We start from the raw sequence: 16,637 nt of genomic DNA, 5'->3' as shown, positions 1-16,637 counted from the left end.
GACGCACGAGAACAGAACAGCGCACGTGGGCGTGCGCGGGGGAGAGCTGTGTTGCGGGGCATGGAGCAGAGGCGGACGACGGGCGACGACGGGGACCCGCGGGTGGCGAAGCTGTGCGCCGCCGTGGCCCGGCTGCGCCGCGAGCTGGCGGCGCACCCGGTCGAGTTCACCGACCGGGCCATAGCCGAGGACGAGCTGGCCGCCCTCGCCGCGATGGCCGCCGCCGGCACCCCCGAACTGCGCCGCCTGCGGCGCTCCCTGCTGCTCGTCGCGGGCGCGCTCGGCTCGGTCAGCGCCCTCACGACGGCGCTCGCGGAGGTACGGGACGCGGTGGAGACGTTCGGCGCGCCGCGGGGGCGCTGATACGGGGGGTTGCGGCATCGCGGGGGCGGTGGTGGCGGGGGCCGGGGTTTGCCACCCCGGTGGGCGGCGGTGGGGAGCGGGGGTCTCATCCCGCCCAGGGGCAGAGGTGGCGGATCGCGTCACGCAGCTCGGGGGTGGCGGATTGGGGGGGTGTCGTGTCGCTCAGGGGCGACCTGTGGTCGGGGGTGTCGCCGCGCCCAGCGCTGGGGTGGCAGTCCGGGGTGTCTCGCCGCCCAGCGGGGGCTGTGGTCCGGGTGCCACGCCACCCAGGGGCGGGCTGCGGTCTGGGGTGGCGCCGTGCGCCCAGCGCCCCGGCTGCGGTCCGGGATGTCACGCCACCCAGGGGCGGCGGTCCGGGGTGGCGTCAGGGGTTCGCAGGTCTTCGGTCAGCGTCGCCGCCAGGCGGATCGCCGCTTGTTCCGCCTGGGCGGGCGGCAGCGTGTACGGGACGCGCAGGCGGTGCTCGTGCGTTCCGGGATCCGCGCCGAAGCGTGAGCCGCCCTCGATCCGTACGCCGTGCGCGAGCGCCGCGCGGGCCAGCGAGGACGCGATCGGCCGGCCCAGGTCCACCCAGAGCGAGAGCCCGCCCGGCGGCACCCGCCAGCGCCACTCGGGCACATGGCGGGCCAGCGACGCCGCGAGGGCGTCCCGCTGCGCCCGCAGCCTCGGCAGCCGCGCGCGCAGCACGTCGTCCACGCCGCGCAGCAGACGCAACGCCACCAGCTGCTCGATGACCGGCGTCGACATGTCGACCGGAACACGGGCCATCGCCAGCTCCGTGATCAGCTTCGAGCCCGCCCGCACCCAGCCGATGCGCAGCCCGCCCCAGTGCGACTTGCTCAACGACCCGACCGTCACGACCTGTTCGCCCGCGCCGTGCGGCGCCAGCGAGGCGAACGGCGCGGGCGGCGGCACGTCCAGCGCGATGTCGGCGATGGTCTCGTCGATCAGCAGCCAGGTGCCCGTGGCGCGGGCCGTCTCCAGGATGCGTACGCGCTGCTCACGCGGCATCAGGGCGCCGGTCGGATTCTGGAAGTCCGGCACGAGATACGCGAGGCGGGGCGCCGCCTGCCGCAGCGACGACTCGATGAGCCCGCTGTCCCAGCCGTCCTCCGTGACCGGCACGGGCACCGCCCGCAGACCTGCCCTGCGGATCGCGTCCAGCGCGTTGGGGTACGAGGGGTTCTCCACCAGCACCCGGTCGCCCGGCCGCCCGAGGAGCGCCAACGTCAGGGACAGCGCGTGCTGGGCGCCGGTGGTGATCAGGATCTGGTCGGGGAGTGTCGGCAGGCCCCGCCGGGTGAAACGCTCGGCGACGGCCGCCCGCAACGCCGGTATCCCGTACGGGTGGTAGCCGGGCGTCGGCGCGTGCTCGGCCAGCATCGCGGCCGCCGCGCCGAGCGCCTCGGTCAGCTCCGCCTCCGGGGCGCCGGGCGCCGCGATCGCCAGGTCCAGCACGTCGTCGCCGGCCGGGAACACGGCCACGCTGGAGGGCCGCCGCCCCGCCGGCAGCTCGGTCCAGGTGCCCGCGCCCCGGCGGCTGCGGGCATAACCGCCCTCGCGCAGCACGTCGTACGCCGCCGTGACCGTGGCCCGGCTCACCGCGAGCGCCGAGGCCAGCTCACGCTCGGCGGGCAGCCGGGTGTGCAGCGGGACGCGGCCGTCCAGCAGCAAGGTGCGCACCCCCTGGGCGAGCGCGCGGTAACCGGGGCGCTCACCGGCGATCCCGGTCAGCAGACCGGCCAGCCGGCCGCTGCCCAGGCTCCTGTCCAGGCGGTGGACCACTCGTGCCTCTGCCATGCCAACTCCCGCTGATTGGCCCTGCTCTCCAGGCCAATCAGCGTACAGACTCCCCTTCAGCCGGCTTCGAACAGCTCGTTTCGGCCAGGGAGGGACATCGATGGCACCGGGGACAGGGATGGAGCACGCGGGACGCGTCGTCGTGGGAGTGAGCGGATCGCTCGCGAGCCTGGCGGCGCTGCGGGTAGCCGCGAAGGAGGCCCGGCGCGGGCGCCGCGTCCTCGTCGCGGTGATCGCCTGGGAGCCGCCGGAGGGCGAGGCCCTGTATCTGCGCCGCCCGGACCCGCGATGGGCCCGGCACTGGGAGGCAGAGGCGCGCGCCCGCCTCAACCGCGCCTTCGACGAGGTCTTCGGAGGCGCGCCGCCCGGCGTCGCGGTCGAACGCCGGGTGATCAGGGACAGCCCGGCCCGCGCCCTGAGCGCGCTCGCCGCCCACCCCGACGACCTCCTCGTCCTCGGCACCCGCCCCGGCAGGCGCCGCCCGAGCCGCGTCCACCGCCGGGCCCGCGCCCGCACCGCCTGCCCGGTCCTGACCGTCCCGTCCCCGCGACCGCCGAAGGGCCTGCGCAGGGCGCTGCGCGGCATGCGGGCGGCGGACTTCGCCCTGGTGGGGGAGTGAGGCGGGCCTCCGGGGCGGGGGTGTCAGGGGCGGCTGCGGATCAGGCCGCGGGCCGTCGCGGCCGCCACCGCCGCGGTGCGGGAGTCCACGCCGAGCTTGGCGTAGATGTGCACCAGATGGGACTTCACCGTGGCCTGGCTCAGGAAGAGTTCCCTGCTGATCCGCTGGTTGGACAGGCCGTCCTTCACCAGGCGCAGCACCTCGAGCTCCCGGCGGCTCAGGGCCTGCGCCGGGGTCCGCATGCGGTCCATCAAACGGTGCGCGACGGCGGGCGCGAGGGCGGAGCGCCCCGACGCCGCCGTGCGGACCGCCGCGGCCAGCTCCTCGGGCGGCGCGTCCTTGAGGAGATAGCCCGCCGCGCCCGCCTCCACCGCCGCGAGGATGTCCGCCTCCGTGTCGTACGTGGTCAGGACCAGGACCCGGGGCGCACCCTCGCGCGCGGTGATCGCGGCCGTCGCCGCCGCGCCGTGCATCCCGGCTCCGAACTGAAGGTCCATCAGAACCACGTCGACACCGTCCGGTCCCGCCGCCGCGGCCCGTTCCACCGCCGCCTCCGCCGTCGCCGCCTCCGCGACGATCTCGAAGTCCGGCTCCGCGGCGAGCACCGCGCGCAGACCCGCGCGTACGACGGGATGGTCGTCGGCGAGCAGCAGACGCACCGTCGCCCCGGGCGCCCGCGTCACGCCGCCGCCCCCGCCGGACGGGCGGGCAGCGGCAGCGCGATCGCCACCGCGGTGCCCTGGCCCGGTGCGGACTCGACCGTGAAGGTGCCGCCCAGCGCCCGGGCCCGCGCGCGCATCGCGGGCAGCCCGAAACCGCCGTCCCCCGCCCCCTGCGGCGGCTCGCCGGCCGCCGGATCGAAACCCCTGCCGTCGTCGACTACGTCCAGCGTGACCGACCCGTCCATGAACGTCAGCGTGATCTCGGCGCGGGCCGCCCCCGCGTGCCGCACCGCGTTCGCGAGGGCGGACTGCGCGACGCGCAGCAGCGCCACCTCGTACGGCGTGGGCAGCTCCACCGGCGTACCGCTGACGGAGAACCGCACACGGGGGCCCGCGCTCGACGCGCACAGCCGCTCCAGGGCCCCGGCGAGCGAGCCGGCCTCCAGACCGGGCGGGGAGAGCGCGCGCACGAAGCGGCGGGCCTCGGCCAGGTTGTCCTGGGCGGCCGCCCGCGCCCGCTCGATGTGCGGGGCCGCCGGGGAGCCGTCCGGCAGCGCGCGCTGGGCGGCCCGCAGCAGCAACTGGATGGAGGACAGGCCCTGCGCGAGGGTGTCGTGGATCTCCCGGGCCAGTCGCTCCCGCTCCGCCAGGGTGCCCGCGGTGCGCTCGGCGGCGGCGAGTTCGGCCCGCGTGGCCACCAGTTCGTCGATGAGCCGGCGGCGGTGCTCGCTCTCCCGGTACAGCGCCGCGTACCCGAGGACCGTGGCCACGGCGACGGCCGCGCCGAGCAGCGGCCCGATGAAGCCGCCGGGGGTCACCGGCGCGCCGTGCAGCAGGAAGCCGCCGATGGCGGCGGCCGCCGTGGCGAGGACCGCGGGCAGCGCCCAGCGGACCGGCAGCAGCCACAGCTGGAGGAAGTACAGCGGGAAGGCGACCCACAGCCCGTCCGGGGACAGTGCCAGCAGCACCAGCCAGGCCGCGCCCAGCGCCGCCAGCCACCAGGCCGCCGCGCGCCGCGAGCGGGCCACGGCGGGGCTCAGCGTGCCGGCCGCGTAGACGGCGGCCACGAGGAGCACCGCCGCGACGACGGCCGCGGGCCGCGCCGCTCCCGGCGAGTGGGCCGAGCCGTCTTGTGCCAGCGCCTTCACCGCGGCGAGCGCCAGCAGCCCCGCGAGGAGGGCGTGCAGGCACAGGCGCAGGGCGAGGGCCACGGGTGTGCGGGCGGCCGGGTGCGTGGGCGTGGGGACGAGGGTGCGGGACATGGGGTCTCGGAGGTCCGGGGCTCGATGAGTGCGGGGCGGGGACGGGGGCTGGGGGCCGGCTGGGGCGTACGCGTGCCCCTTCCACCGTACGGGCGGAGCCCCCCGGCCCCGTCAACCGAAAGGTTGAAGTGCGGCGCCGCCCTTCGATCCGGGTGAACCGTGCTGGGGCGCGATGCCCCGCCCGTGCTGCCGGCCGCAGGGTGGGGCCATGTTCGTCGCATGGAGAGACCTGCGGTTCGCCAAGGGGCGGTTCGCCCTGATGGGGGCCGTCGTCGTACTGATCACCCTGCTCGTCGGTCTGCTGTCCGGGCTGACCGCCGGGCTCGCCAGGGAGAACACCTCGGCCGTCACCGGGCTGCCGGCCGACCACCTGGCGTTCGCCGCGCCGCCCGACGGCCGGTCGGTCTCCTTCACGAACTCGCTGGTGGAGCGGCGGGCCTGGGAGAAGTGGGCCGCACGGCCCGGCGTGCTCTCCGCGCAGCCCATCGGCATCAGCACCCTCGGTGCCACCGCGGGCAAGCGTTCGGCGGCGGTCTCCGCCTTCGGCGTCCCGCCGGACGCCGGCATCGCGCCGGACGGTGTCGCGCCGGGCGACGCGGTGCTCTCCGAGCAGGCGGCCGAGGACCTCGGGGTCCGGGTCGGCGACCGCGTCCGGCTCGGCGGCGGCGCGGTGGGGGAGCGGGTGGCGCGCGTCGCGTCCGACGCCTCGTACAGCCATACACCCGTGGTGTGGATCTCCCTCGACGACTGGCAGCGGCTCGGGCGCGGGGGCGGCCGGGGCCCGTCCGGGGAGCAGCAGGCGACGGTGATCGCGCTGCGGACCGGCGACGGGGTCGATCTGGCCGCCGGGGACCAGGCCGCGGGGACCGCGACGAAGTCGCGCGACGGAGCGCTGTCGGCCATCGGCTCCTACCAGGCCGAGAACGGCTCCCTCCAGTTGATGCGGGGCTTTCTGTTCGTGATCTCCGCGCTGGTCATAGGGGCGTTCTTCACCGTGTGGACGATCCAGCGGGGCGCCGACATCGCCGTCCTGAAGGCGCTGGGCGCCTCCACGCCCTATCTGCTGCGGGACGCGCTGGGCCAGGCCGTGGCGATGCTCGTCGTCGGTACGGCGGTGGGGTCCGGGATCGCGGCGGCGGCCGGCGGGGTCATCAGCGGCGGCGACGTCCCGTTCGTGCTGGAACCGGCGACCGTGCTGGGGCCCGCCGGGGTCATGATCGCGCTCGGTGCGGTCGGGGCCGGTCTCTCCGTGCGGCGGATCACCGCCGTCGATCCGTTGGTCGCGTTGGGGAGTGCCCGATGAACATCTCTTTGCTGCTGAAGGACGTCACGCTCACGTACCCCGACGGGTCGGGGCGGCTGACCGCGCTGGACGGCGTGGGACTGGAGGTGCCGGCGGGCACGATGACCGCGGTGGTGGGCCCCTCCGGTTCCGGCAAGTCCAGCCTGCTCGCCGTCGCGGCGACGCTGGTCACGCCCGAGCGGGGGCGGGTCGTGGTGGACGGCGTCGACACGGCGACGCTGAGCCGGGCCGAGAAGGCGGAACTACGACGGCGACGCCTCGGCATCGTCTTCCAGCAGCCGCACCTGCTGGGCTCGCTGACGGCGCTGGAGCAGCTGGAGCTGATGGCGCATGTGGACGGGCGGCGCCCCGGTGGCCGGGTCCGCGAGCGGGCGCGGGGACTGCTGGCGGCGGTCGGCCTCGCGGACCAGGCAGGGCGCCGCCCGCACCAGCTCTCGGGAGGCCAGCGCCAGCGGGTGGGGATCGCGCGGGCGCTGATGAACGGCCCCGCGGTGCTGCTGGTCGACGAGCCGACCAGCGCGCTGGACCATAAGCGCGGGGCCGCGGTGCTGTCGCTCCTCGCGACCCTGACGAAGGAACGCGGCACGGCGACGGTCCTGGTCACCCACGACAGAGCGGGCCTGACCCACGCGGACCGAGTGACGGAACTGAGAGACGGCCACCTCCACCACGGAGCAACGGGTGGGTGGGTGGGAGACGACCGCCGCGAAGCGGCGGCTCACTGCGACCGCAAGGGCGGGGAAAACCCGCAACCCACCCACCGCGAAGCGGACAAGGCAGGCCCCCCAGCCCCCGCCCCAGGCTCAGGAGCCAGCTCAAGGCTCAGGAGCCAGCCCCCGCACTGACCAACGCCGACGAAAGCTCCACCGCCACCTGCTGCAACACCGGCACGATCCGCTCCGTGGCCGCCTCCGTGACCCGCCCGGCGGGCCCGGAGATGGAGATCGCCGCCGCCGTGGGCGAGTTGGGCACCGGCACGGCCAGGCACCGGACGCCGATCTCCTGTTCGTTGTCGTCGACGGCGTACCCGGCCCGGCGGACCTCTTCGAGCGCGGCGAGGAACCCCTCGGGCGTGGTGATCGTCTTCTCGGTGGCCGCGGGCATCCCGGTGCGGGCGAGCAGCGCCCGGACCTCCTCCGGCGGCGTGTGCGCGAGCAGCGCCTTGCCGACGCCCGTGGAGTGCGGCAGGACCCGCCGGCCGACCTCGGTGAACATGCGCATGGAGTGCTTGGACGGCACCTGTGCGACGTACACGATCTCGTCGCCGTCGAGCAGGGCCATGTTGGCCGTCTCGCCGGTCTCCTCGACGAGCCGGGCGAGGTAGGGCCGGGCCCACGTGCCGAGCAGCCGCGAGGCCGATTCGCCGAGGCGGATCAGGCGCGGGCCGAGGGAGTAGCGGCGGTTGGCCTGCTGGCGTACGTACCCGCAGGCGACCAGCGTGCGCATCAGGCGGTGGATCGTGGGAAGGGGCAGGCCGCTGCTGGCGGAGAGCTCGCTGAGACCGACCTCGCCCCCGGCGTCCGCCATCCGTTCGAGCAGATCGAAGGCGCGCTCGAGCGACTGGACGCCGCCGCTCGCGGCGGGGGTCTTCGGGGCGGCGACTTCAGCAGGGGCGTCGTTGGCGCTTGACGTCGGCACGGCGCGTTCCTTTCGGTGCTGGCGGGCAAGGAAGCAGCCTACCGGGCAGTTCTTCGCGGGGGTTCTCGCGCGTGGCGGCGTCGTCGCCGGTCAGGGGGGACTTTGCCCGGTTCTTCGCGGGGTTGTCCCAGGGCGCCTCGACCTGCGGCTGTGTGGAGCTACGTTCTGGCAGGTGGAATTCTAATTCCACCTTGTGGAAACGTCCAGTCGCGGCCCCATGGCGGACGGCTGCCCGGGGTCCACTCTTGACGCCACCCGGTCGAGCGTGAAAACTCCTTCAACAGAACGTTGAATTCCGTTAAGCGGAAACAAAAGGTCTGTGAAGCGGAACAGAAGAGAGGGGACACGGGTGTCCGAACAGGGCGTGGACGTGGACGCGGGCGTCGATGCGGGTGCGGAGCTGGTGCTGCGCTCCACCCGCGTCGTGACCCCGGAAGGGACGCGCGCCGCCTCGGTCGCCGTCCGTGGCGGGAAGATCGTGTCCGTCGGCCGGTACGACGACGCGGTGCCGCGCGGGGCCCGGCTCGAAGACTTCGGCGACGACGTCCTGCTGCCCGGCCTGGTCGACACCCACGTCCATGTGAACGACCCCGGCCGCACGGAGTGGGAGGGCTTTTGGACCGCCACCCGCGCCGCGGCGGCGGGCGGCATCACCACCCTCGTGGACATGCCCCTCAACTCCCTGCCGCCGACCACCACGGTCGACAACCTGCGGACCAAGCAGGACGTCGCCCGGGCCAAGGCGCACATCGACGTCGGCTTCTGGGGCGGCGCCCTGCCCGACAACGTCGCGGACCTCAAGCCCCTGCACGACGCCGGCGTGTACGGCTTCAAGTGCTTCCTGTCGCCCTCGGGCGTCGAGGAGTTCCCCGAGCTGAACCAGGACCAGCTCGCCGCCTCCATGGCCGAGATCGCCGGCTTCGACGGGCTCCTCATCGTCCACGCCGAGGACCCGCACGAGCTGGACGCCGCCCCGCACACGAGCGGCCCCAAGTACGCCGACTTCCTCCGGACCCGGCCCCGGGTCTCGGAGGACACCGCGATCGAGGGCCTCATCGCCCTCGCCCAGCGGATCGGCGCCCGCGTGCACGTCCTGCACCTGTCCTCCTCGGACGCGCTGCCGCTGATCGCCGCCGCCAAGCGCGAGGGCGTCCGGCTGACCGTGGAGACCTGCCCGCACTACCTGACCCTGACCGCCGAGGAAGTCCCCGACGGCGCCAGCGAGTTCAAGTGCTGCCCGCCCATCCGGGAGGCCGGCAACCGGGACCTGCTGTGGGCGGCGCTGGCCGACGGCACCATCGACTGCGTCGTCACCGACCACTCGCCCTCCACCGCCGACCTGAAGACCGAGGACTTCGCCACCGCGTGGGGCGGCATCTCCGGACTCCAGCTGAGCCTGTCCGCGGTCTGGACCGAGGCGCGCGAGCGGGGGCACACCCTCGACGACGTGGTGCGCTGGATGTCCACGCGCACCGCACAGCTGGCCGGACTCGGCCAGAAGGGCGCCATCGAGGCCGGCCGCGACGCCGACTTCGCGGTCCTCGCGCCCGACGAGACCTTCACCGTGGACCCCGCGGAGCTGCACCACAGGAACCGGGTCACGGCGTACGCGGGCAAGACCCTCAGCGGCGTCGTGAAGTCCACCTGGCTGCGCGGCGAACGCATCCTGCACGGCGGCGAGTTCAGCGAACCCGCGGGCCGACTTCTGGAAAGGAACAACTGAAACAGTGACGGCGATACCCTCCTACACCGGCGACGCGAGCCCCTACGGCGGCGGCGAGCCCTACGCCGACTACCGCACGGCCGACTTCCCCTTCACCCAGTACGCCAACCTCGCCGACCGGCAGCTCGGCGCCGGTGTGATCGCCGCCAACGACGAGTTCTTCGCGATGCGCGAGAACCTGCTGCTCGCGCACCCCGCCGTGTTCGACCCCGAGCACTTCGGACACAAGGGCAAGGTCATGGACGGCTGGGAGACCCGCCGCCGGCGCGGGGTCTCCGGCGAGCACCCCTGGCCCACCGACGAGGACCACGACTGGGCGCTCGTACGCCTCGGCGCCCCCGGCGTCATCCGCGGCATCGTCGTCGACACCGCCCACTTCCGCGGCAACTACCCGCAGGCCGTGTCCGTCGAGGCCACCAGCGTCGAGGGCTCCCCGACGCCCGAGGAGCTGTGCGGCGACGACGTGAAGTGGACGACGCTCGTCCCGCGTACGCCCGTCGGCGGACACGCCGCCAACGGCTTCGCCGTCGACGTCGAGCAGCGCTTCACGCACCTGCGCGTCAACCAGCACCCGGACGGCGGCATCGCCCGCCTGCGCGTCTACGGCGAGGTCGCCGCCGACCCGAAGTGGCTCACCGCGCTCGGCACCTTCGACGTCGTCGCCCTGGAGAACGGCGGCCAGGTCGAGGACGCCTCCGACCGCTTCTACTCCCCGGCCACCAACACCATCCAGCCGGGCCGCTCCCGCAAGATGGACGACGGCTGGGAGACCCGCCGCCGCCGCGACCGCGGCAACGACTGGATCCGCTACCGGCTCGTGCAGCAGTCCGAGATCCGCGCCGTCGAGATCGACACCGCCTACCTCAAGGGCAACTCGGCCGGCTGGGCCTCCCTCTCCGTGCGCGACGGGGAGGACGGCGAGTGGGCCGAGGCGCTGCCCCGCACCCGCCTGCAGCCCGACACCAACCACCGCTTCGTCCTGGACACCCCGGTCGTCGGCACGCACGTACGCGTCGACATCTTCCCCGACGGCGGCATCTCCCGCCTGCGCCTGTTCGGTTCGCTGACCGAGGACGGCGCGGCCCGGCTGGCCGCCCGCCACCAGGAGCTGGGCGGCTGACCCCGCCCCGCGACGCGGGGCGCACCGGGAGGACAGCCCCGGTGTGCCCCGTACTCATGTCCGGCGTGCGTCAGGCGGCGTGCCCGCCGTCGACCGACAGCTCGGTGCCGGTGACGTACGCGGCGTCGTCCCCCGCGAGGTAGGCGACCAGGGACGCCACCTCGTCGGTGGAGCCGAAGCGGCCGAGCGCCGTCATGGCGCTCTGGCCCTCGGCGAAGGGGCCGCCCGCCGGGTTCATGTCCGTGTCGATCGGGCCGGGCTGCACCAGGTTCGCCGTGATCCGGCGCCCGCCGAGCTCCCGTGCCAGCGCCTTGTTGAGGCCGATCAGCGCCGCCTTGCTCGTCGCGTACAGCGTGGCGCCGGGGCCGGGCACGCGCTGGGCGATGCAGCTGCCGATGGTGATGATCCGGCCGCCGTCGCGCAGCCGTCCGGCCGCGGCCTGCGAGGCGAGGAACACCCCGCGGACGTTGATCGCGAGGACCCGGTCCACGTCGGCGAGCGTCAGGTCGCCGATGGGGCCGAGGACACCGATGCCGGCGTTGTTGACCAGGATGTCCAGGTGGCCCAGGTCGTCGGCCGCGCGCTCCACGGCGCCGGCGGCGTCCCCGGCCTCGGCCGCGTCGGCCCGGATGGCGAAGCCGCGGCGCCCCATGGCCTCGATCTTTGCTACGACCTCGTGTGCCGCCGCCTCGCCGTGGACGTAGGTGAGCGCCACGTCCGCGCCTTCCCGCGCCAGGCGCAGCGCGATCGCCGCGCCCATGCCGCGGCTGCCGCCGGTGACCAGCGCCGTCCTGCCGGTGAGAGCGGCGGTGCCGGTGGGGTCGGTGAACCGGGTGGGAGTGGACATGTCCGTACCTCTTCCGCGTATGCGCCCCACGTGGTCCGCGGGGGAGCCACCGTGTGCGTCAGGGTTTTCCGCCGATCAGGGCGGTAAGTGCTTGCGGGTTCAATGAAACGCGGTGGGGTGGGCCGGGGCTGGCGGGAAACGGACGCCGATCTTTGCGGCGTTCGTCGGGCGGCGATGAGTTCGGGCCGGTGGCACGGTCTGAGTAGAGGACAGCACCGCACATCCAAGGAGAGGCGTCCGCCATGAAGCTCACCTTCACCCAGTTCCTCACCCTGGACGGGGTCTTCCAGGCCCCCGGCGGCCCGGACGAGGACCGCAGCGGCGGCTTCGAGCACGGCGGCTGGTCGGTGCCCTACGGCGACGAGGACTTCGGCGCGTTCGTGGAGGAGGTCTTCGCCCAGGCCGACGGGTTCCTCCTCGGACGCGGGACGTACGACATCTTCGCCGGGTACTGGCCCGCCGTGACCGACCCCGGCAACGTGGTGGCGACCAAGCTCAACACCCTGCCCAAGTACGTCGCGAGCACCACGCTGACCGGCGCCGACTGGCCCCACACCCGGATCATCGGCCGCGACGACCTCGCCAAGGACGTCACCGCGCTCAAGGAGCAGCCGGGCCGCGAACTCCAGATGCACGGCAGCGGCGACCTCGCCCGCTCCCTGCTGGCCCACGACCTCATCGACACCCTGCACCTGCTGACGTTCCCCGTCGTCCTCGGCACCGGCAAGCGGCTCTTCACCGAGGGCTTCCCGCCCGCCGCCTTCCGGCTCACCCGCTCGCGCACGACGTCCAAGGGCGTCGTCATCAGCACGTACGAGCGCGCGGGGCGGCCGGAGTACGGCAGCTACTAGCAAGCGGCGGCGAGCGGATACGAGCGTGTATGCGCGGGGTCAGCCCTCCTTCTGGCTCTCCGCGGCGGCGAACAGCGCGATCGCCAGCACGACCATCGCGATGCTCGCGTACAGCTCGTAGCCCTCCAGGAAGCCGAGGCGCCGCAGCAGGCCCCAGCCGTACCGCTCGTCGGTGAGGTCGTGGACCGCGCCGCCGACGCCCTGGACCAGCAGGAGGAAACCGAACAATTCCAGTAGCCGTTTCATGCCGGAGATCCTCGCCCCGCACCTTGGCCGCGCACATCCGCCACCGGGCGAGGATCCGGCCCGCGTACGGTCCGAAAGTCTGCGACCCCTGCTACTTCGGTCGACGACCGCTTACGGAGCGCGCCCCGGGGCCTCGCCCGTGCGTAGATTTGCCGACCATGAGCGGTACCGAACCCACAGCGCGCCCCGAGCCCGCCGAACCCCGTGCCGTGCCCGGGCTCCTGGCCACAAGCGCCTGGGCGCTGCCCTCCGCCCTCGCCCAGAAGCTCCACCCGGACCGGGCCGAGCGGCCGGGACGGGCGGGGCGGTCGGGACGGGCGGGGCGGTCGGCGCGCAGGCCGCGACGGACCGTACGCGACTGGTTCACCGACTTCGGCTGCTTCGGCGCGGCCGTCCTCATCGGGATGTTCGGCGCCGACACCATCACCACCAATCCCCACGTCTCCCAGGGTGTCGCGGACCTCGACCAGGTCCTCGGGGCGCTCGCCTGCGCCGCGGTCTGGCTGCGCAGGCGCTGGCCGGTGGGCCTGGCCCTCGTGATGGTGCCGGTCGGCATGGCCTCCGAGACGGCGGGCGGCGCGACGGCCGTCGCCCTCTTCACCCTCGCCGTGCACCGGCCCCTCCGCCACGTCGTGTGGATCGGCGGGGCCTCGATCGCGGTGATCCCCGTCGCGTGCTGGATACGGCCCGACGTCGAGCTGCCGTACGCCGTGGCGGTCGCCTTCGGGGTGCTCGTCACCCTGACGGTCATCGGCTGGGGCATGTTCGTGCGCTCCCGCCGCGAACTGCTGCTCAGCCTGCGCGAGCGCGCCGTCCGCGCCGAGAACGAGGCCGCCCTGCGCGCCGAACAGGCCCAACGGCACGCCCGCGAGGCCATCGCCCGCGAGATGCACGACGTCCTCGCCCACCGCCTCACCCTGCTCAGCGTCCACGCCGGCGCCCTGGAGTTCCGCCCCGACGCGCCCCGCCCCGAGATCGCGCGCGCGGCGGGCGTCATCCGGGAGAGCGCCCACGAGGCGCTGCAGGACCTGCGCCAGGTGATCGGCGTCCTGCGCGGCGGCGGCACGGACGCCCCGGGCCGCCCGCAGCCCACGCTCGCCGCCCTGGACGCGCTGGTCGCCGAATCCCGCGAGGCGGGCATGAAGGTCGTCCTCGACAGCCGCGTCGGGGACCCCGCGGGCGTGCCCGGCGCCCTCGGCCGCACCGCGTACCGCATCGCGCAGGAGGCCCTGACCAACGCCCGCAAGCACGCCCCCGGCGCCGAGGTCACCGTCACCGTCGCGGGCGCGCCCGGCGAAGGCCTGACGCTGACCGTGCGCAACCCGGCGCCGCCCGGCGACGTGCCCGGGGTGCCGGGCTCCGGACAGGGCCTGATCGGGCTCACCGAACGGGCCCAGCTCGCGGGCGGCCGCCTCGTCCACGGACCCGGGCCCGACGGCGGATTCCACCTGGAGGCCTGGCTACCGTGGGCGCCATGAAACCGATCAGGCTGCTGCTCGTCGACGACGACCCGCTGGTGCGCGCCGGACTCTCCTTCATGCTCGGCGGCGCCGACGACATCGAGATCGTCGGCGAGGCGGGCGACGGCACCGAAGTCGCCCCGCTGGTCGGCCAGGTGCGGCCCGACGTCGTCCTGATGGACATCCGCATGCCCACGATGGACGGCCTCGCCGCCACGGAGGCGCTGCGCGGACGCCCCGACGCCCCCGAGGTCATCGTCCTCACCACCTTCCACGCCGACGAACAGGTCCTGCGGGCCCTGCGGGCGGGCGCCGCCGGCTTCGTCCTGAAGGACACACCGCCCGCGGAGATCGTCGGCGCGGTGCGCGCGGTCGCCGCGGGCGAGCCGGTCCTGTCCCCGGCGGTGGCCCGGCAGCTGATCGCGCGGGTGACGGACGCCGACCCCCGGCTCGACCGCGGGCGCCGCGCGCTGGCCCGGCTCGACGCGCTCGGCGAACGCGAGCGGGAGGTCGCCGTCGCCGTCGGCCGGGGCGGCTCCAACGCGGACATCGCGGCACAGCTGTTCCTGAGCGTGGCCACCGTGAAGGCCCACGTGTCCCGCATCCTGACGAAACTGGACCTCAACAACCGGGTGCAGATAGCCCTGTTGGCGCATGACGCCGGTCTGCTGGACCAGGACGCGGGTCTGCCGGACCAGGACGGCTGAGGGGCCCGCAGGGCGTCTCAGCCCCCGGAAACCTCGGCCAGGTCCACCAACCGCCGCTCCCGCCGCGACAGTTCGCACGCCTCGGCGATCCGCAGCGCCTGCAACGCCTCGCGGCCGTCGCAAGGGTTCGCCCGCTGACCGCGCACGACCTCGATGAAGGCGGCCAGTTCCGCCTCGTAGGCGGGGGCGAAGCGCTCCAGGAAGCCGGGCCAGGGCTTGAGCGGCGCGGCCGGGCCCGTCGGCTCCGCCGAGGTCAGGGGCGTGCGGTCGTCCAGGCCGACCGCCAACTGGTCGCTCTCCCCGGCCAGTTCCATGCGTACGTCGTAACCCGCGCCGTTCAGCCGGGTCGCCGTCGCCGTGGCGAGGGTGCCGTCGTCGAGGGTGAGGACCGCCGCCGCGGTGCCGACGTCGCCCGCCGCCCGGAACATCGCGGGCCCCGCGTCGGAACCGGTCGCGTACACCTCGGTGACCTCGCGCCCCGTCACCCACCGCAGGACGTCGAAGTCGTGGACCAGGCAGTCGCGGAAGAGCCCGCCGGACAGCGGCAGATACGCGGCCGGGGGCGGCGCCGGGTCCGAGGTCACGGCCCGCACGGTGTGCAGCCGCCCGAGCCGGCCCGAGCGCACGGCCTCGCGCGCCGCCGCGTACCCCGCGTCGAAGCGCCGCTGGAAGCCGAGCTGCAACACCGTGCCCGCCGCCTCGACCTCGGCGAGCGCGGCCAGCGTGCCCGGCAGGCCGAGCGCGATGGGCTTCTCGCAGAACACCGGGAGCCCGGCGCGCGCCGCCCTGCCGATCAGCTCGGCGTGCGCCGATGTCGCCGCCGTGATCACCACGGCGTCCACGCCGACGGCGAAGACGTCCGCCACGGAGGGGGCGGCCACCGCACCGGTCCGCGCCGCGAGGCCGGCCGCGCGCACGGGGTCCGCGTCGGCGACGACGAGCGAGGTCACCTCGGGATGCCGGCTCAGGGCCGCGGAGTGAAATGTGCCGATGCGGCCCGTTCCGACCAGTCCGATACGCATGGCCACACCCTCGCCACGGCCGCCCGCCCTGTCAATCCCTTGTCCTGACAAATACATCGTCCGGACAACAGAACGTCCGAACTTCCCGTCATCATCCACCGGGACTACGCTCGGCCCGTGTCCAAACCAGTCGCCAAACCAGCTCAGGACAAGCGGGTCACCGACCCCGCCCTGACCCTCAGGCTCGGCGTCGACCGCAGCAGCCCGGTACCGCTCTACTTCCAGCTCGCCCAGCAGCTGGAGGCGGCGATCGAACGCGGCGCCCTCACCCCCGGCAGCCTGCTCGGCAACGAGATCGAGCTGGCCGGGCGGCTCGGCCTGTCCCGGCCCACCGTCCGCCAGGCCATCCAGTCCCTCGTGGACAAGGGCCTGCTGGTGCGGCGCCGGGGCGTCGGCACGCAGGTCGTGCACAGCCAGGTGAAGCGCCCCCTGGAGCTGAGCAGCCTCTACGACGACCTGGAGGCGGCGGGCCAGCGCCCCGGGACCCGCGTCCTGCGCAACACCGTCGAGCCCGCCTCCGCCGAGGTCGCGGCCGCGCTCGGCGTCGGCGAGGGCGAGGAGGTGCACCGCGTCGAGCGGCTGCGCCTGGCCCACGGCGAGCCCATGGCGTATCTCACCAACCACCTCCCGTCCGGTCTCCTCGACCTCGGCAGCGAGCGCCTGGAGGCCACCGGCCTCTACCGCCTGATGCGCGCCGCCGGCCTGACCCTGCACAGCGCCCGCCAGTCCGTCGGCGCCCGCGCCGCCACCGCCGAGGAGGCCGAGCGCCTCGCCGAGCCCGTCGGCGCCCCGCTGCTCACCATGCGGCGCACGACGTACGACGACACGGGGCGCGCGGTCGAGTTCGGCGCGCACGTCTACCGGGCCTCGCGGTACTCCTTCGAGTTCCAGCTCCTCGTACGGCCGTAGGGTCCGCACGTCGTCCCGTCCCCTGTCGTCCACGTTCGACAGAATGTTCTGACAAAGCCATTGACGCTGCCGAGCGGCCGCCGCTAGAACTCCCCCAAGCACACC

General features: G+C 74.5%; 16 protein-coding genes and 1 pseudogene. 10 read left to right on the top strand and 7 right to left on the bottom strand.

The window, feature by feature from the left end; translation table 11 throughout:
- Positions 1–48: 48 nt before the first annotated feature.
- Complete coding sequence (locus ACZ516_RS28620; protein ID WP_361085984.1) at positions 49–363, top strand: DUF5955 family protein; 315 nt, start codon at positions 49–51, stop codon at positions 361–363.
- A 330-nt stretch (positions 364–693) separates the two neighbouring features.
- Here the strand turns inward: ACZ516_RS28620 and yczR are convergent, their stop codons facing one another.
- Positions 694–2,163, bottom strand: a complete 1,470-nt coding sequence (gene yczR, locus ACZ516_RS28615; RefSeq protein WP_361085987.1) for a MocR-like transcription factor YczR — start codon at positions 2,161–2,163, stop codon at positions 694–696.
- Between the two features lie 100 nt (positions 2,164–2,263).
- Between yczR and ACZ516_RS28610 the strand changes: the two genes are divergently transcribed.
- A complete protein-coding gene (locus tag ACZ516_RS28610) occupies positions 2,264–2,782 on the top strand; it encodes a universal stress protein (RefSeq protein WP_361085990.1) in 519 nt (172 codons plus the stop codon).
- Positions 2,783–2,805: 23 nt separating this feature from the next.
- Here the strand turns inward: ACZ516_RS28610 and ACZ516_RS28605 are convergent, their stop codons facing one another.
- The gene (locus ACZ516_RS28605; protein ID WP_469012325.1) at positions 2,806–3,465 is read right to left on the bottom strand and encodes a response regulator; all 660 of its coding nucleotides are present in this window, start codon (positions 3,463–3,465) and stop codon (positions 2,806–2,808) included.
- Positions 3,462–4,706, bottom strand: a complete 1,245-nt coding sequence (locus ACZ516_RS28600; RefSeq protein WP_469012322.1) for a sensor histidine kinase — start codon at positions 4,704–4,706, stop codon at positions 3,462–3,464. The genes ACZ516_RS28605 and ACZ516_RS28600 overlap by 4 nt, the downstream gene beginning before the upstream one ends.
- A 208-nt stretch (positions 4,707–4,914) precedes the next feature.
- Between ACZ516_RS28600 and ACZ516_RS28595 the strand changes: the two genes are divergently transcribed.
- Together ACZ516_RS28595 and ACZ516_RS28590 are read left to right on the top strand one after the other, a co-directional pair.
- Complete coding sequence (locus ACZ516_RS28595; protein WP_361085999.1) at positions 4,915–6,009, top strand: ABC transporter permease; 1,095 nt, start codon at positions 4,915–4,917, stop codon at positions 6,007–6,009.
- Between the two features lie 2 nt (positions 6,010–6,011).
- Positions 6,012–6,674 (top strand): annotated as a pseudogene (locus ACZ516_RS28590) (ABC transporter ATP-binding protein); the annotation flags it as partial.
- 157 nt (positions 6,675–6,831) lie between these two features.
- Here ACZ516_RS28590 and ACZ516_RS28585 read toward each other — a convergent pair.
- Entirely contained in the window at positions 6,832–7,647 is an 816-nt protein-coding gene (locus ACZ516_RS28585) for an IclR family transcriptional regulator (RefSeq protein WP_358586982.1), read from the bottom strand.
- Positions 7,648–7,996: 349 nt separating this feature from the next.
- Here ACZ516_RS28585 and allB point away from each other — a divergent pair, with 349 nt between their 5' ends.
- Positions 7,997–9,370, top strand: coding sequence for an allantoinase AllB (gene allB / locus ACZ516_RS28580; RefSeq protein ID WP_469012320.1), 1,374 nt, complete (start codon positions 7,997–7,999; stop codon positions 9,368–9,370).
- Between the two features lie 4 nt (positions 9,371–9,374).
- The gene (gene alc, locus ACZ516_RS28575) at positions 9,375–10,490 is read left to right on the top strand and encodes an allantoicase (protein ID WP_469012318.1); all 1,116 of its coding nucleotides are present in this window, start codon (positions 9,375–9,377) and stop codon (positions 10,488–10,490) included.
- A gap of 70 nt (positions 10,491–10,560) precedes the next feature.
- On the opposite strand, the gene ACZ516_RS28570 is transcribed toward alc, so the two are convergent.
- Complete coding sequence (locus tag ACZ516_RS28570; protein ID WP_469012316.1) at positions 10,561–11,337, bottom strand: SDR family oxidoreductase; 777 nt, start codon at positions 11,335–11,337, stop codon at positions 10,561–10,563.
- Between the two features lie 242 nt (positions 11,338–11,579).
- On the opposite strand from ACZ516_RS28570, the gene ACZ516_RS28565 reads away from it, so the two are divergent.
- Entirely contained in the window at positions 11,580–12,188 is a 609-nt protein-coding gene (locus ACZ516_RS28565) for a dihydrofolate reductase family protein (protein ID WP_361086011.1), read from the top strand.
- A gap of 39 nt (positions 12,189–12,227) precedes the next feature.
- Here the strand turns inward: ACZ516_RS28565 and ACZ516_RS28560 are convergent, their stop codons facing one another.
- Positions 12,228–12,434, bottom strand: coding sequence for a hypothetical protein (locus tag ACZ516_RS28560; protein ID WP_361086014.1), 207 nt, complete (start codon positions 12,432–12,434; stop codon positions 12,228–12,230).
- Positions 12,435–12,592: 158 nt separating this feature from the next.
- On the opposite strand from ACZ516_RS28560, the gene ACZ516_RS28555 reads away from it, so the two are divergent.
- Entirely contained in the window at positions 12,593–13,912 is a 1,320-nt protein-coding gene (locus ACZ516_RS28555) for a sensor histidine kinase (protein ID WP_469012313.1), read from the top strand.
- Positions 13,909–14,601: a response regulator transcription factor gene (locus ACZ516_RS28550; RefSeq protein WP_358586994.1), complete on the top strand. Its 693-nt coding sequence runs from the start codon at positions 13,909–13,911 to the stop codon at positions 14,599–14,601. The genes ACZ516_RS28555 and ACZ516_RS28550 overlap by 4 nt, the downstream gene beginning before the upstream one ends.
- Positions 14,602–14,618: 17 nt before the next feature.
- Here the strand turns inward: ACZ516_RS28550 and ACZ516_RS28545 are convergent, their stop codons facing one another.
- Positions 14,619–15,623 carry a Gfo/Idh/MocA family protein gene (locus ACZ516_RS28545; RefSeq protein ID WP_361086023.1) on the bottom strand — a complete coding sequence of 335 codons (1,005 nt, stop codon included), beginning with the start codon at positions 15,621–15,623 and terminating at the stop codon, positions 14,619–14,621.
- A gap of 171 nt (positions 15,624–15,794) precedes the next feature.
- On the opposite strand from ACZ516_RS28545, the gene ACZ516_RS28540 reads away from it, so the two are divergent.
- Positions 15,795–16,532 (top strand): GntR family transcriptional regulator, encoded by a 738-nt coding sequence (locus tag ACZ516_RS28540; RefSeq protein ID WP_361086211.1) that lies wholly within the window; start codon positions 15,795–15,797, stop codon positions 16,530–16,532.
- Positions 16,533–16,637 lie beyond the last annotated feature (105 nt).

It is taken from the genome of Streptomyces sp. NPDC034037, assembly GCF_055575715.1.
Note: the sequence above shows the minus strand (reverse complement) of the source record. Positions and strands in the feature narration are given on the sequence as shown.

Bases quoted from the DNA above. Each gene is read 5' to 3' on its own strand.
- yczR (WP_361085987.1), bottom strand. From the start codon at position 2,163: ATGGCAGAGGCACGAGTGGTCCACCGCCTGGACAGGAGCCTGGGCAGC.
- ACZ516_RS28610 (WP_361085990.1), top strand. From the start codon at position 2,264: ATGGCACCGGGGACAGGGATGGAGCACGCGGGACGCGTCGTCGTGGGA.
- ACZ516_RS28600 (WP_469012322.1), bottom strand. From the start codon at position 4,706: ATGTCCCGCACCCTCGTCCCCACGCCCACGCACCCGGCCGCCCGCACA.
- ACZ516_RS28595 (WP_361085999.1), top strand. From the start codon at position 4,915: ATGTTCGTCGCATGGAGAGACCTGCGGTTCGCCAAGGGGCGGTTCGCC.
- ACZ516_RS28570 (WP_469012316.1), bottom strand. From the start codon at position 11,337: ATGTCCACTCCCACCCGGTTCACCGACCCCACCGGCACCGCCGCTCTC.
- ACZ516_RS28565 (WP_361086011.1), top strand. From the start codon at position 11,580: ATGAAGCTCACCTTCACCCAGTTCCTCACCCTGGACGGGGTCTTCCAG.
- ACZ516_RS28560 (WP_361086014.1), bottom strand. From the start codon at position 12,434: ATGAAACGGCTACTGGAATTGTTCGGTTTCCTCCTGCTGGTCCAGGGC.
- ACZ516_RS28555 (WP_469012313.1), top strand. From the start codon at position 12,593: ATGAGCGGTACCGAACCCACAGCGCGCCCCGAGCCCGCCGAACCCCGT.
- ACZ516_RS28550 (WP_358586994.1), top strand. From the start codon at position 13,909: ATGAAACCGATCAGGCTGCTGCTCGTCGACGACGACCCGCTGGTGCGC.
- ACZ516_RS28545 (WP_361086023.1), bottom strand. From the start codon at position 15,623: ATGCGTATCGGACTGGTCGGAACGGGCCGCATCGGCACATTTCACTCC.